Raw genomic sequence first — 13,872 nt, 5'->3', positions numbered from 1 at the left:
GCTCTACCTTTCTTTCGTTTAATATTTTATTTTCTTACAATTCAGCAAGAATGGCTTTAAGTAGTCGTTTGAAATCACCTTTGACACGCTCTGTCACTTCAACCACTTCCTCGTGATTAAGCTCTTCTTGGAATCCAGCAGCATGATTGGTAATGCATGAAATACCGAGGACTTTCAATCCTGAGTGGGCAGCCACGATCACTTCTGGAACAGTAGACATGCCAACTGCATCAGCTCCGAGCGTCTTATAAGCACGGATTTCTGCTGGCGTTTCATAAGTTGGACCGGTAACACCAATATAGACACCGTCATCCAGCTTGATACCAAGCTTATCAGCAACTTTGTGAGCGACGGCACGGTATTCTGGAGTGTAAGATTTAGACATATCAGGGAAACGTGGGCCAAATTCATCCAAGTTTTCACCGATCAAAGGATTTTGACCCGTCATATTGATGTGGTCAGTGATGGCCATAAGCGTACCAGGACCATATCCAATACCACCGGCAGCATTTGTCACAATAACACCTGTCGCACCGAGAGCCTTCATCACACGCACTGGGAAAGTAACGACTTCGAGAGGATTTCCCTCGTAGAAATGGAAACGACCTTGCAGTGCCAAGACTTTGCGGCCTGCCAAGTCTCCATAGACTAATTTCCCAGCGTGACCAACGACGGTTGAGCGGCCCCAGTTTGGAATATCCGCATAGTCAAGACTAACAGCATTTTCGATTTCAGAAGCCAATTCTCCCAAACCAGATCCCAGAATCAAGCCGAATTCAGGTTCTGTCATGCCTTTTTCTTTCAGAAAGGCTGCCGTTGCTTTGATTTTCTCAGATAATGTTGTCATTAAATATTTTCCTCACTCTCTTATGCTTATACCAATTTGTCCAAGAAGCTTTCACCGATCATAGCCTTGTCCACACCGAAGTTGTCAGCGATGGTTGCTGAAATGTCCGCAAAATGTCCGATAGGCAAGTGGCCATTCCCCTTGAGGGATTTACCAAAGACCAAGAGCGGAATGTACTCACGAGTGTGATCTGTTCCGGCATAAGTCGGGTCATTACCGTGGTCAGCAGTAATCATGAGCAAATCATCTTCACGCATGTTTTCAATGATTTCTGGCAAGCGAGCGTCAAATTCCTGCAGACAATCACGGTAGCCATGCGGATCACGACGGTGACCATAAAGAGCATCGAAGTCTACCAAGTTGGTAAATGAGAAGCCATACTTGAAGTCATCAGACTGGATAGCCTTGACCAAATTGTCTACACCATGATTATTGGACTGGTTGTGGCCCATGTCATGGTTGATACCTGCACCGTTGAAGATGTCGTTAATCTTACCAACTGAATAAGTATCAATGCCAGCTTCATTGAGCTTGTCCAAAACAGTTGGCTCAAATGGAGATACTGCATAGTCATGGCGATTGGCTGTACGAGTGAAGTTGCCTGGCTCACCTACATAAGGACGAGCAATGATACGTCCTAGAAGCGCAGGGCGTTCCAAGGTGATAGAGCGAGCGTATTCACAGATACGATAGAGCTCTTCCAAAGGAATAATCTCCTCATGAGCTGCGATTTGAAGCACTGGATCTGCAGAAGTATAGATAATCAATTCGCCAGTTTCCATCTGGCGAGGACCGAAGTCATCAATAACAGCCGTTCCAGAATAAGGTTTGTTTGCCTCACGAATAACTTTGCGACCAGAAAATTCTTCAATTTTAGTCAAGATTTCCTCTGGGAAGCCGTTCCAGAAAGTATCAAAAGGCTCAGTAATGTTCAGACCCATGATTTCCCAGTGGCCTGTCATGGTATCTTTACCTAAAGAAATTTCTTCTAATTTAGTATAGTAACCACTTGGATTTTCCTCAGCTGGTACAGTTTTCAGCGCTTGCTCACGCTCGATATTGCCCAAGCCTAGCTTAGCCATATTTGGCACATCTAGACCGACTGCTTTAGAAATGTGTCCCAGCGTATCAGAAGCTCCATCTGGTACCCCTGCATTAACAAAATTGTTAGCATCTGGTGCTGCCCCAATTCCGACTGAGTCCATAACGACTAAGTGAATACGATTAAATTTTGACATGAAAACCTCTTTTCTAGTTATTTGCTTCTAAAATGTTTACGCCACCTTGACCAGCGACGATCACCTTGTTGACCATTTTGGTGAAAAGGCCGTGCTCAACAACGCCCACAATATGATCTAATTCTCGGCCAAATTCGACTGGATTTTCGATTACACCTAGATCCAAATCGATAATGAAATTCTGCATATCCGTGATAAAACGTTTGCCATTTTTTTCACGGAAACTTGGCTTGTAGCCTGCCTCTACAAAACGACGGAAAACTTGGTCTGCACCATATTGCACTACTTCGACTGGCAGCTTGAAAGCACCTAGCTTTTGAACCAATTTGCTTTCATCAACCACCCAGATATAGTCCTTGGTATGTGTCGCAACAACTTTCTCCATCAGCAGGGCTCCGCCTCCGCCTTTGATACCGTTGAACTGAGGATCCACTTCATCAGCTCCATCAACGGTCACATCGACCTGATCCACTTCATCGATGGATTTCAGCGGAATGCTCAAGCCTTCTGCTTGCTTGCTAGTCACGCTAGAGGTGGTGACTGCAGTAATCTGCAAGCCTTCCTCTTTGATACGTCGACCAATTTCCTCGACAAAATAGTAAGCAGTCGAACCTGTTCCCAGACCGACCACCATCCCGTCTTCGACAAATTCAGCAGCCTTGATGCCTGCTAGTTTCTTTAGAGTTTCCATAGCACCTCCTCAAATCAACTATGTTTAGTATATCACAATTCTTTGAAATTTGAAAGTGTTTTCAGCTCTTTAAACGGTTCTTCACCTTTTAACAGTGCTCCATTTCACGAAAATCTCCTTAAAATCTTGCTCCTAGTTCTATTTTACGCTACAATGAAGATAGGCAAATTACTAAAAGAAATACATATTTCAAGTAGTAAGCTATAGAAAATCTGAGGAGGTTGTTATGATGCAGCAAGAAAATAAAGTTTTAGGTATTTTAGCCATTGTCTTTGGAGCAATCGCTTTACTTGGCTCCTGGATACCAATCATCAATTATCTATCTTTTTTTATCGGTACTATTGCTCTTATCCTGGCTATTATCGGCCTCATTATTAACCAAAAGAAACCGAAAACTTTGGCCATTATTGGCTCTGTCATTTCCTTTTTCTCCTTAATTATAGCACTGGTCACTCTATCATTCTATTCCCGTATGTTCAATGAAATGGGAAAAAGGTTTGATACTCTTTCGAGCACTTATCGTTCCTATATTGATTCGTCAGAAAGAGAAGAAGAAAAGGAAAAAGAAGAAAGTACAACGTTTACATGGACAAAAGCAGAATTTGATGCACTCAAAGAGGGTGATATTTTGAAAAGAGGTGCAGGCGGAACAAAATACGACGACGTCATTCGCGACCACGGCAAACCAACTGACGAAACTACTTCTACTGTCAGCGGCTCTGAATTAAAAACCATTACCTACTTACCAGGAGGAAGCAAGTATCAAGCCGTCGTCCTAACTTTTTCAAAAAACGAAGACGGTTCTTTCCTACTGACTAGCAAGATAGGAACAGGCTTAGAATAAAATAAATTTCCTACCCGACAGCTGTTTATATTCTACCAATATTTGAAAGAACTCTAGCCGTCAATCGCATTTTACTAAGACACAAGGATTTAACTATCACTTTCCTATTATACGTATTAATTGATGTAAAGTAAGGACAAAATGATGCACAAATCTCAAAAACTTTTTGGGTGAATTTTGGGACAGATGTTTGCAAAATAGATTTTCAGAAAGGATATACATGATAACACGAGAATTTGATACCATCGCTGCGATTTCGACCCCTCTTGGGGAAGGAGCCATCGGTATCGTCAGACTAAGCGGGACTGACAGCTTTGCTATTGCCCAAAAAATCTTTAAAGGCAAGGACCTAAGCAAAGTTGCCAGCCACACACTCAACTACGGCCATATCATCGACCCTCAAAATCAAGAGATTCTGGATGAGGTCATGGTCGGGGCTATGCGCTCTCCCAAGACCTTCACGCGCGAGGATATCATCGAGATCAACACCCATGGCGGAATTGCGGTCACCAATGAAATCCTGCAGCTGGCTATCCGCGAGGGGGCTAGACTGGCAGAGCCTGGCGAGTTTACCAAGCGGGCCTTTCTCAATGGGCGCGTGGATTTGACTCAAGCTGAGGCCGTCATGGATATCATCCGGGCCAAGACCGATAAAGCCATGAACAATGCTGTCAAGCAGCTGGACGGCTCTCTCTCCGACCTTATCAATAGCACCCGCCAGGAAATCCTCAACACACTGGCTCAGGTCGAGGTCAACATCGACTATCCTGAGTACGACGATGTTGAGGAAGCAACGACGGAAATCATTCGTGAAAAAACACTTGAATTCGAGCAACTTCTGACCCATCTTCTCAAAACTGCTCGACGCGGCAAGATTCTGCGAGAAGGTATTTCTACCGCTATCATCGGTCGACCTAATGTTGGCAAATCCAGCCTCCTCAACAATCTTTTGCGTGAGGACAAGGCCATTGTGACCGATATCGAGGGGACGACTCGTGATGTGATCGAGGAGTATGTCAATATCAACGGCGTACCGCTCAAGCTTATTGATACGGCAGGTATTCGCGAGACAGATGATCTGGTAGAGCAAATTGGCGTTGAGCGCTCTAAAAAAGCCTTACAGGAAGCTGATTTGGTTCTCTTGGTTCTCAATGCCAGCGAGCAACTAACTGACCAAGACCGCCAATTACTTGAAATCAGCCAAGACAGCAATCGCATCGTCCTGCTGAACAAGACTGACCTTGAAGAGAAGATTGAACTAGACCAGCTGCCGACTGATGCAATCAAGATTTCCGTCCTCCACAACCAAAATATTGATAAAATCGAGGATCGCATCAATCAGCTCTTCTTTGAGAATGCTGGAATTGTCGAGCAAGACGCCACTTATCTGTCCAATGCCCGCCACATCTCTCTCATCGAAAAAGCTGTCGAAAGCCTGCAAGCCGTCAATCAGGGACTGGAACTAGGCATGCCTGTAGATCTCCTCCAAGTCGATCTGACCCGTACTTGGGAAATCCTTGGTGAAATCACTGGAGATGCTGCACCAGACGAGCTTATCACCCAGCTCTTCAGCCAATTCTGCCTAGGAAAATAATATGGGAATCACAGAGTTTATCAAAGCAAAAAATCTGGGCGAATACCTAGAAAGCCGAATGAATGAGCACGTCAGAGAACGCATCCAAAAACGCAGCTGGCTGGAGGTTCTCCTCCACAAAGCCCGCACCACCAAAATAAATCCTGAAAATCACCAAAAAGCGAAGAAAACGAAACACGGTTCCTGAACAATGGAACCGTGTTTGCTTGTCTATTCAATCCAGCTAATGCTTTGCCTGATCATGAATTGCGGCACTCTTTTTGCCCCAATCTATTTTTTTGTTTGGCTACATCTTTATCGGACTTGAGTCAGCACTCCGTCTTGCATTTCATAGACCTTGTCAACCTCGTCCAGTAGGCGGGTATCATGGGTAATCATGACTACGCTCTTGTTGAATTTTTGAGTCACTTCTTTGAGCAGATGGACCACGCGCTTAGCCCGCTCCGTATCCAGACTAGCTGTCGGCTCATCAGCCAAGATAATATCAGGGCTATTGTAAAGCGCTCTAGCGATAGCAGCTCTCTGCCGTTCTCCGCCGGACAATTCTTTGGGATACTGCTTGAGCGTGTCTTTTAGATCTAGCAGCTCAACCAAACTGTCTAGATCCGTCCTTTCCTTTTTAGATAAGCGGTCAATCAGCTGGAACTGGTCTTCGATTTTCAAAAAAGGAATGAGATTGGAAGCCTGCAAAATAAAGCCAAAATCATTGAAGCGTAGAGCAGCCCGTTCCTTTTCCTTAAGCTGGGAGGTATCTTTCCCACGTAGGAGAATCTGTCCTTTTGAAGGCGTTTGTAAATGCCCTAGCAAGGTCAGAAAGGTTGTTTTCCCTGATCCTGATGGCCCAATAATAGCTACAAACTGCCCCGCTTCCAATCGGAAATCAGTTGGTTTCAGAGCTTGAACCAACGTATGCCCCTGACCATATTCTTTTGTAACACCCTTTAGTTCTATAATTGCCATTTACTCACCTCCGATTGCTGTGATAGGGTCAATTTTTAGAACCCGGTGAATGGACAAAAGTCCGCCAGCCAGTGACATGAAAACAATCAGGACAATCAAGCCAGCATAAGCTCGCCAGTCACTGTAAAAAGGCATAGAAGCCGGCAAGACTAGCTGGGTTCCCAAGAGAGCCAAAACAGCTAAGCTGATTCCCAGAGTGGATAGGATGAAAATCTGCCAGAAAATAGAAGCAATAATCTTCCTACTGGCAATCCCTTGGGCCCGCATAATACCGTAAAGTTGAGTCTTCTGAATGGTAATGATGTACATGAAAATTCCCAATACTAAAAAGGTAATCAGAACCATGGCACCAATCATAAAGGAAAAAGTCAGAACCTGAGGCTGATAACCAGGGATATTTTCTATAAAATCACTCATAGAGAGCTGACTAAGCCCAGTTTCTTCAATCTTCTGACCATCCTTGACCACAAGTGCACTGATATTCTTAACCTGACTAGAGCCGTACTTTAATTCCCTGAAATCATCTAGAGCCATAAAAATTACAGGTTGCGTAAAGAAGCTATTATCCTCGGTGAAACCAACAACCTGATAGAGGCGCTCACTGCCATTGAGCTGAAGCTGGTCGCCTAGTTTCACACCTTTTTGCTGCAGACGCTTATCCGCAATAACTTCATGAGCATTCTCAGCAGGACGTCCCTCAATAATGTCAGGCGCTAGAAAACTATCCCAAGAGAGACCAAAAACCTGAGCATTGAGTTTATCAGTCCCATCTTCATAATTGGCCACTGCTGACGTTTGTCCCAAAGCAGCGATTGAGTCCCCTTGAAGCAAACTACTATACTCCTCTTCCTTGAGAGTCGAAGCAACCAGATTCTTATTTGCGTACTCCGATAAGACGATTGACTCAGCTTGCCATTGGTCCAGAGCCAAGCGATTGAGCCTAGCCAAGCCGACGGAAAGACTGGATAAAAAGAAAACCATATAGGTAATAAGAAAGACCACAGAAACCACTAAACGATAGCGTCCACGGCTGTAGACAATCTCTTTAAAAGCTAAAAACAAAGCTGTCCTCCTTTAAGATATTAAAGATCATTATATCATAAAGAAGCAAGCTAGAAAAACATATGAGACTAATAATGACTAGATTCAGGCGAAAATCACTAAGTCGTATAGCGATTCCCTAAGTAAGAAACATTCCTTGAAAGAAATTCATAAAATAAAAAGAAACAAGGGCTTCAGTTTATATACTGAAACCGTTCTTGTTTCTTTTCTTTACGCTTCGCACACACTTTTTCTGAGCAGATTGAGAAACGCTTTACTGCTTGGTAAAGGTCAGAGTATCTGGATCATCATCTAGTTCGTCCACAATTAGCTGATTGCCATTTTGTCGGTAACTTTTGACATCGTCACCGACAATTAGTCTTTGGTTCGCTGCATCTACTTGTACCTGTTTGATTTCCTTACTGCCATCGACCTCGGTCTCAGTCCAAGTGCCAGTCTTACCGCTGATTTCTAGGACATGCTGGTCACCATCATGGTCGGTTGCTTGGTAGCGTCCGTCTAGATTGCTGGTCTGGCCTGCATTGGATGAAGAAGTCTGTTCTTGCGCAGGCTGTGATGTTTGGCTTTGGGTATTTTGTGATGAGTTAGCATTTTCTCCCTGATTAGCATTGCCTGAACAAGCAGTCAATAAAACTGCGACTGTTAATGATAAGATTCCAGTAAAGGCTTTTTTCGAAATAGTCATAGTGTTTCCTCCTTTTTTTCTACATTTGTAGTTTATAATTATATTCTACAATTGTCTGTTTTGTTTGTCAATCATATAGCATTTTTTTATCTAAAAATAGAGAATTCTCCAGCCTTACTTGACTGGAGATGTAGAATTTCTTGCTTCTTCTAGAGGATCAAAGCTAGTCATCCTTGATGGACGAGCCTTCTGCATCATCCCCAGATATCAAGGTTGACTGTTGCAGATAGGGATTGGGGTACTTTCTAAGCAAATCTTTCACAGCTTCTACCAAAACCTCCTGCTTCACCTGACCTACTTGGTATCGCTCTAAAAGCAGCATAAAATTTTCTTTTTCAGCTGGGCTGGCTTTTTTCTTAAAATAGCCCCAAACATGCTGAAAGGCATTGCAGACCTGACCTCGGTTCTCTGGCAGGGCTATCGCCTGATCAATCAAGTCTTGGACATGTGCTGCTTCCACCGAGTCACTTTTCAGATATTGGCGGATTTCCAGATAAATCTTACTGGAATGACTGAGAACCAGATATTTATTTCTAGCCCAAAGAGTCTGACATTGGGATATTTGGTTTGAATTTTCCATGATTACTTTTCCTATAATCTTTCCTTTTATTCCGGAAAAATCCATTCAATATGTGGAGCTCGCTTACTGATTTCTTTATAAATAGTATTGAAATCAGCATCAACAAGATCATTCAAGTCAATCTCTTCCAGTATTTTTCCTTCTTCGTCTTTAAAATAAAGTATGCGATAAGTTGATCTCGAATTTTTAGAATAAGCACGTCTAATTTCATACTCGATTTGCTTAATATTTGTTAAATTAATGTGATTTATATCTTGGAAAACAGAGGGTTTAACATCAATCTTATCATCAGAAATAGTAAAAGCTGCAGGCTCATGAGCTTTCTTATAAGCCGAAACACCTAAAATAGTAACTATAATACCTGCACCAATTAGAATTGGACCCACATATTCATTATTTTGATTGAGAATTTCTTGCTCAGATTCCTTTTCTCTTCGGATAGAAGCTTGTTCGGACTCTAATTGTTTATTATAGGTCTCTACAAAAGCTTGCAGTCTTTTTTGCTCTTCTTCTGGTGTTTCATTCTCAGGTGCAAAATCCGAATTAACCAAGGTTTTGGCTTTTTCAATAGTCATCGGGCTTTCATTCAACTTTGCATCTTTTCGTTCAGACTCTAGCTGTTCCAAGCTATCACTGTGGTTCCCACTACTACTATTTGGTGATTGCATTACTCCAATGAATATGAAGGTTCCAATAATAACAATAATAATAGCTACAATTTCAGCTGCATAACTTCTTTTATATCCCATTAAAATATTCTTTCTGTAAAATCTTTATTGAGACTAGGATACCATAAATCAAGTTTTTTATAAAGTCCTACTATTAGATAAAAGCAGCCCTTAAGGACTGCTTCTCTTTGTATATACTAGCGCACTTCTGCTCCAACATTTTCTTCCAAGGATTTTTCAATTTTTTCCATGTATTTAGCCACTTCATCGTCAGTCAGGCTGTCTTCTGGATTTTGGAAGGTCAGTGTGTAGGCCATAGACTTAAGGCCAACACCTAATTTTTCACCAGAGAAGATATCGAAGAGTTTGATATCCGTCAAACGTTTCACTCCGGCAGCTTGAATCGCTTCCACCACCTGTCTGTGGCTGATCTCTGCTTTGAGCAACAAGGCCACATCGCGAGTAACAGCTGGGAATTTGGTGATTTCTGCAAAAGGCTGTTCTGGCTCAAGATTCGCCTCAATAGCCGTCAGATTGAGCTCTGCCACATAGGTTTCTGGGATATCATAAGCCTTAGCCGTCACTGGATGAACCTGCCCGACATAGCCCACAGGCTGACCTTTGATCGAAATCAGCGCTGTCCGACCCGGATGCAGACTCTTGAGCTGGTCAGTTGCTTGATAATCAGCTTCTAATCCTAGGCGGTTAAAGAGCGCTTCAACCACTCCCTTAGCGTAGAAGAAGTCCACAGGAGTCGCTGGCGTTTGGAAATCTTTTTCACTTACCAAGCCAGTTAGAGCAAAGGCAAAGCTATTGATTTCGTTAGGCAATTCTTCCTTCGGATTGCCTGTCTGTTCAAAGATTTTCCCAATTTCATAAAGGGCCAAATCCTTATTTTTACGAGCGACATTGTAGCTAACAGTATCCAACATACCTGAGAGCATATTTTGGCGAAGAACACTGCGCTCCCTTGTCATAGGCCACATAAGCTCAGTCAGATTTGTAGGATTAAGCGTAAATTCGACAGCTTTTTCTGGCGTGGTCAAGGCATAGGAAATAATCTCGGTCAGCCCTGCTCCTTCAGCCACTGTCCGAACCTTGCGACGTAGCTTCTGAGTAGCCGTCAATTCACCAGCTGTTCCAGCATCTTGAGGCAGGGAAACTGGCAAGCGGTCATAGCCATAAATACGAGCAATTTCCTCGTAAAGATCTGCTGGAATACTAATATCCCAACGACGAGCAGGCACGCTGACTGTGAACAAGTCCGCAGATCCACTGAGGCCAAAGCCTAGACGACGGAAAATATCTTCAATATCCGCATAAGTCAAATCTGTTCCCAGGACTCGGTTGACATCAGAAAGGCTAGTCGAAACTTGCTTGTCAGTCGTATCCAATTGTCCTGCTTGGACAATGCCAGCATGAACAGTTGCACCTGCCAAGTCAGCAATCATGCTCGCAGCAGCATCTAGAGCTGCGGTTACTGTTGCAAGGTTAATCCCTTTTTCAAAGCGAGAAGAAGACTCAGAACGCAATCCCAGACGACTGCTTGTCTTGCGGATTGACTTGCCATCAAAGACAGCCGCTTCCAGAACGACACGAGTCGACTTATCAGAAATTTCGGTTGCCGCTCCGCCCATGACGCCTGCAAGGGCTACTGCCTTATCTGCCACAGTGATAACTAAATCACCGACTTCCAGCTCACGCTCTTCGCCGTCCAGCGTCACTAATTTCTCACCAGCACGCGCTTCTCGGACGACAATCTTGTCACCCTCAAATGTGTCCAAATCAAAGGCATGCATTGGCTGACCAAAGTAGAGCAAGATGTAGTTAGTCACGTCCACTACATTGTTAATCGGACGGATTCCTTCGTTCATGAGGAGATTTTGCAACCACTGAGGACTCGGAGCAATAGTCACATTGTCCAAAATACGAGCGGCATAAAACGGTGCTTTTTCGCTTTCAATGGCAACAGACAAGCTAGCCGCAGCCTCTTTATCCCCTTCAGTCAAAGGAAATTCTTTGAAATGAACAGGCTTATCGTAGATAGCTGCTACTTCGTGTGCCACCCCACGCATAGACAAAGCGTCAGCCCGGTTTGGCGTGATAGAAAGCTCGATAATCTCATCATCCAAGTCTAGATAAGGGAAGACCTCATCTCCTGGCACAGCACTATCGGGCAAAATTTGGATACCATCCGCAAATTCCTTCGGTACGACAGAATCCGAAATTCCCAGCTCTCCAAGAGAACAAATCATACCCAGTGACTCTAGCCCACGGATTTTTCCTTTTTTAATCTTATAATTATCCGCAATACGAGCGCCTGGTACAGCCACCATAACTTTGATCCCAGCGCGAACATTCGGTGCACCACAGACAATCTGACGAGGCTCGTCTTCACCAACATTGACTTGACAGAGGTGCAGGTGGGTATCTGGAACATCCTCGCAGCTCAGAACTTCTCCGACAACAATTTTCGAAAGACCTTCAGCTGGTGAGCTGACTCCTTCTACTTCAATACCAGTTGTAGACATTTTCCCCGCCAGCTCAGCGCTCGTCACATCCAAATCAACCAGTTCTTTTAACCATTTATAACTAACTAACATATGTATGATTTTACGACCGACCCGAACTAACTCTGACTTCATAGACAAAGCCAGTCCATTCATCTCTTCGGTCGTATTTGATTCCTCTCTATAAATTTCTGTTTTCACTAAAAGCCCAATAAACAGCGATGTTATCGTCTTTTTAGTTTAATTTCTTCCTTAAAAGCCAGTCAATATCGACTGTGTCACCAGTGATATATTCATGCTGGCTAAATCTTTCAAAGCCATATTTAAAGTAAAAATTCTGCGCCTTAAAATTTCTTTCCCAAACACCTAGCCAAGCCCAGCTAAAGCCACGTTTTGGGGCTTCTTCTAAGGCAAATTCAAACATTTCCTTGCCCAAGCCAAGTCCCTGATGGGAGGCAAGTACATAAATCCGTTGAATTTCAAAGGAATCTTCCAATTCCTGCTCTGTCTGAGCCTGACCCCAGTTAAACTTGAGAAAACCAGCGATCTTTTGCTCCTTGTCCAGCACAAAATAATGCTCAGACTCAGGATTGGCCAGCTCCTGCTCCAGCCTTTCATGCGCCAGCTCGTGGGCAAAATAATGCTCTAAATCTGCCTGTTTGATGAATGGACCAAAAGTTTCTTGGTAGGTCTGCACTTCCAAGTCCCGCAAAATATCCAGATCCTCTGGCCGAACTCTAACTAACATAGGGCACTCCTTTCCCAGAAGTAGCTGTAAGCGATATTCCCATCTATAAATTTCTTATATTCAACTAAACTAACGAGCACTTTTGCCACGCATTTCAAGTCCGCAAACATTGCTAATCAGGCTTGTCGTGACGGGATTGTTCAAATCAAGCCCTATTCTAAGATTCTTATTTATTTAAATTGCTCTGAAAAGCGCACATCGCCTTGGTAAAAGCCACGAATATCATTGATACCGTAGCGAAGCATAGCCACCCGCTCTTGACCGAGACCAAAGGCAAAGCCAGAATATTTCTCTGAATCAATGCCACTCATTTCCAAGACACTTGGGTGCACCATTCCGGCTCCCATGATTTCGATCCAGCCAGTCTTCTTGCAGACATTACAGCCGGCACCACCACACTTAAAGCAAGATACGTCCACTTCGACAGATGGCTCTGTGAATGGGAAGTAAGATGGACGCAGACGAATCTCACGATCCGCACCAAACATTTTTTGAATAATCAGCTGCAAGGTTCCTTGCAAATCAGCCATAGAGATATTTTCCCCTACGACCAGACCTTCAATCTGGTGAAACTGGTGAGAGTGAGTCGCATCGTCTGTATCGCGACGGAAAACACGTCCTGGAGAGATCATCTTGAGTGGCCCTTGGCTAAAGTCATGGGCATCCATGGCACGAGCTTGGACAGGAGATGTGTGAGTACGCAAGAGGATCTCTTCTGTGATGTAGAAGGTATCCTGCATATCCCGCGCAGGGTGATCTTTAGGCAGGTTCATCCGCTCAAAGTTGTAGTAGTCTGACTCAACCTCGAAACCATCCACAACCTGATAGCCCATACCGATAAAGATATCTTCGATTTCTTCACTCGTTTGGGTCAAGATATGGCGATTTCCAGCCGGAATCTTACGTCCAGGCAGGGTCACATCCAAGGCATCATTGGCCAACTGGGCTGCGACTTTCTGCTCTTCCAAGATTTGAGCTGCTTCTTCAAAGGCTGCATTCAGCACATCTCGTGCTTCATTAACGTGCTTCCCGATAATAGGACGCATCTCAGCGGAAACATCCTTCATCCCTTTGAGAATCTCAGTAAGACTTCCTTTTTTCCCTAGGACAGATACTTTCAGCTCCTGCATATCCTTAGCATTTTCCAGAGTAATGGTCTGCAATTGAGCTAAAGTTTCCTCACGCAGACTCTGCAATCGTTCTTCAATTGTTGACATAGTTCCTCCAAAATAAAAACCGCGGTCTAACTCACACCGAAGCGGAGCGTTGACACGCGGTACCATCCGTTTTTTATCTGGCAAGCCAGACCTTAATTACCAATCCTAAAGCAAGTGAATTCGCCTAGCTTTCATCTAGAGAGCTCTCAGTCGCTGGCTCCCCTCCCTGTCAAACTTCCCCTAGGTTACTGGTCTTGCGGATTGCTATTCAATTATAATTCATTCTAA

General features: G+C 43.8%; 14 protein-coding genes. 3 read left to right on the top strand and 11 right to left on the bottom strand.

Going from position 1 to position 13,872, the window contains the following annotated elements; genetic code table 11:
* Nucleotides 1–34: 34 nt before the first annotated feature.
* The 3 genes from PAN94_RS05580 to rpiA are packed head-to-tail and all read right to left on the bottom strand — an operon-like array spanning nucleotide 35 to nucleotide 2,776.
* Nucleotides 35–847, bottom strand: a complete 813-nt coding sequence (locus PAN94_RS05580) for a purine-nucleoside phosphorylase (RefSeq protein WP_285875059.1) — start codon at nucleotides 845–847, stop codon at nucleotides 35–37.
* Nucleotides 848–873: 26 nt separating this feature from the next.
* On the bottom strand, nucleotides 874–2,085 hold the full coding sequence (locus PAN94_RS05575) for a phosphopentomutase (protein WP_285875058.1): 1,212 nt from the start codon (nucleotides 2,083–2,085) through the stop codon (nucleotides 874–876).
* Nucleotides 2,086–2,098: 13 nt separating this feature from the next.
* Entirely contained in the window at nucleotides 2,099–2,776 is a 678-nt protein-coding gene (rpiA, locus tag PAN94_RS05570) for a ribose-5-phosphate isomerase RpiA (RefSeq protein WP_285875057.1), read from the bottom strand.
* Between the two features lie 229 nt (nucleotides 2,777–3,005).
* Between rpiA and PAN94_RS05565 the strand changes: the two genes are divergently transcribed.
* The 3 genes from PAN94_RS05565 (at nucleotide 3,006) to PAN94_RS05555 (ending at nucleotide 5,401) form a co-directional block, all read left to right on the top strand.
* Nucleotides 3,006–3,620 carry a CD20-like domain-containing protein gene (locus PAN94_RS05565; RefSeq protein ID WP_285875207.1) on the top strand — a complete coding sequence of 205 codons (615 nt, stop codon included), beginning with the start codon at nucleotides 3,006–3,008 and terminating at the stop codon, nucleotides 3,618–3,620.
* 220 nt (nucleotides 3,621–3,840) lie between these two features.
* Complete coding sequence (gene mnmE / locus PAN94_RS05560; protein ID WP_285875056.1) at nucleotides 3,841–5,214, top strand: tRNA uridine-5-carboxymethylaminomethyl(34) synthesis GTPase MnmE; 1,374 nt, start codon at nucleotides 3,841–3,843, stop codon at nucleotides 5,212–5,214.
* 1 nt (nucleotide 5,215) lies between these two features.
* Nucleotides 5,216–5,401 (top strand): hypothetical protein, encoded by a 186-nt coding sequence (locus tag PAN94_RS05555; RefSeq protein WP_285875055.1) that lies wholly within the window; start codon nucleotides 5,216–5,218, stop codon nucleotides 5,399–5,401.
* Nucleotides 5,402–5,508: 107 nt separating this feature from the next.
* Here PAN94_RS05555 and PAN94_RS05550 read toward each other — a convergent pair whose 3' ends face one another.
* The 8 genes from PAN94_RS05550 to pheS all read right to left on the bottom strand — a co-directional run bounded on the left by PAN94_RS05550 (nucleotide 5,509) and on the right by pheS (nucleotide 13,644).
* On the bottom strand, nucleotides 5,509–6,174 hold the full coding sequence (locus tag PAN94_RS05550; RefSeq protein ID WP_285875053.1) for an ABC transporter ATP-binding protein: 666 nt from the start codon (nucleotides 6,172–6,174) through the stop codon (nucleotides 5,509–5,511).
* The gene (locus tag PAN94_RS05545) at nucleotides 6,175–7,236 is read right to left on the bottom strand and encodes an ABC transporter permease (RefSeq protein ID WP_285875052.1); all 1,062 of its coding nucleotides are present in this window, start codon (nucleotides 7,234–7,236) and stop codon (nucleotides 6,175–6,177) included.
* Between the two features lie 253 nt (nucleotides 7,237–7,489).
* Entirely contained in the window at nucleotides 7,490–7,921 is a 432-nt protein-coding gene (locus tag PAN94_RS05540; RefSeq protein ID WP_268731393.1) for an SP_0198 family lipoprotein, read from the bottom strand.
* Between the two features lie 163 nt (nucleotides 7,922–8,084).
* The gene (locus PAN94_RS05535) at nucleotides 8,085–8,501 is read right to left on the bottom strand and encodes a YbgA family protein (RefSeq protein ID WP_285875051.1); all 417 of its coding nucleotides are present in this window, start codon (nucleotides 8,499–8,501) and stop codon (nucleotides 8,085–8,087) included.
* A gap of 26 nt (nucleotides 8,502–8,527) precedes the next feature.
* On the bottom strand, nucleotides 8,528–9,250 hold the full coding sequence (locus PAN94_RS05530) for a hypothetical protein (protein WP_285875050.1): 723 nt from the start codon (nucleotides 9,248–9,250) through the stop codon (nucleotides 8,528–8,530).
* Nucleotides 9,251–9,366: 116 nt separating this feature from the next.
* Nucleotides 9,367–11,880, bottom strand: coding sequence for a phenylalanine--tRNA ligase subunit beta (pheT, locus tag PAN94_RS05525; RefSeq protein ID WP_353048967.1), 2,514 nt, complete (start codon nucleotides 11,878–11,880; stop codon nucleotides 9,367–9,369).
* Nucleotides 11,881–11,914: 34 nt separating this feature from the next.
* Entirely contained in the window at nucleotides 11,915–12,427 is a 513-nt protein-coding gene (locus PAN94_RS05520; RefSeq protein ID WP_285875049.1) for a GNAT family N-acetyltransferase, read from the bottom strand.
* Nucleotides 12,428–12,597: 170 nt separating this feature from the next.
* Entirely contained in the window at nucleotides 12,598–13,644 is a 1,047-nt protein-coding gene (gene pheS / locus PAN94_RS05515) for a phenylalanine--tRNA ligase subunit alpha (protein WP_285875048.1), read from the bottom strand.
* Nucleotides 13,645–13,872: the final 228 nt, after the last annotated feature.

The sequence above is a fragment of the Streptococcus sp. SC1 genome (assembly GCF_030272855.1).
Lineage (GTDB): Bacteria > Bacillota > Bacilli > Lactobacillales > Streptococcaceae > Streptococcus.
The sequence above is the reverse complement of the archived record's forward strand: the minus strand, read 5'-3'. Positions and strand labels throughout refer to the sequence as shown.

What these genes read in the sequence shown, in the direction of transcription:
- PAN94_RS05565 (WP_285875207.1), top strand. Translation starts at nt 3,006, where the DNA reads ATGCAGCAAGAAAATAAAGTTTTAGGTATTTTAGCCATTGTCTTTGGA.
- pheS (WP_285875048.1), bottom strand. Translation starts at nt 13,644, where the DNA reads ATGTCAACAATTGAAGAACGATTGCAGAGTCTGCGTGAGGAAACTTTA.
- PAN94_RS05530 (WP_285875050.1), bottom strand. Translation starts at nt 9,250, where the DNA reads ATGGGATATAAAAGAAGTTATGCAGCTGAAATTGTAGCTATTATTATT.
- rpiA (WP_285875057.1), bottom strand. Translation starts at nt 2,776, where the DNA reads ATGGAAACTCTAAAGAAACTAGCAGGCATCAAGGCTGCTGAATTTGTC.
- PAN94_RS05540 (WP_268731393.1), bottom strand. Translation starts at nt 7,921, where the DNA reads ATGACTATTTCGAAAAAAGCCTTTACTGGAATCTTATCATTAACAGTC.
- PAN94_RS05535 (WP_285875051.1), bottom strand. Translation starts at nt 8,501, where the DNA reads ATGGAAAATTCAAACCAAATATCCCAATGTCAGACTCTTTGGGCTAGA.
- mnmE (WP_285875056.1), top strand. Translation starts at nt 3,841, where the DNA reads ATGATAACACGAGAATTTGATACCATCGCTGCGATTTCGACCCCTCTT.
- PAN94_RS05555 (WP_285875055.1), top strand. Translation starts at nt 5,216, where the DNA reads ATGGGAATCACAGAGTTTATCAAAGCAAAAAATCTGGGCGAATACCTA.
- PAN94_RS05580 (WP_285875059.1), bottom strand. Translation starts at nt 847, where the DNA reads ATGACAACATTATCTGAGAAAATCAAAGCAACGGCAGCCTTTCTGAAA.
- PAN94_RS05550 (WP_285875053.1), bottom strand. Translation starts at nt 6,174, where the DNA reads ATGGCAATTATAGAACTAAAGGGTGTTACAAAAGAATATGGTCAGGGG.
- PAN94_RS05575 (WP_285875058.1), bottom strand. Translation starts at nt 2,085, where the DNA reads ATGTCAAAATTTAATCGTATTCACTTAGTCGTTATGGACTCAGTCGGA.
- PAN94_RS05520 (WP_285875049.1), bottom strand. Translation starts at nt 12,427, where the DNA reads ATGTTAGTTAGAGTTCGGCCAGAGGATCTGGATATTTTGCGGGACTTG.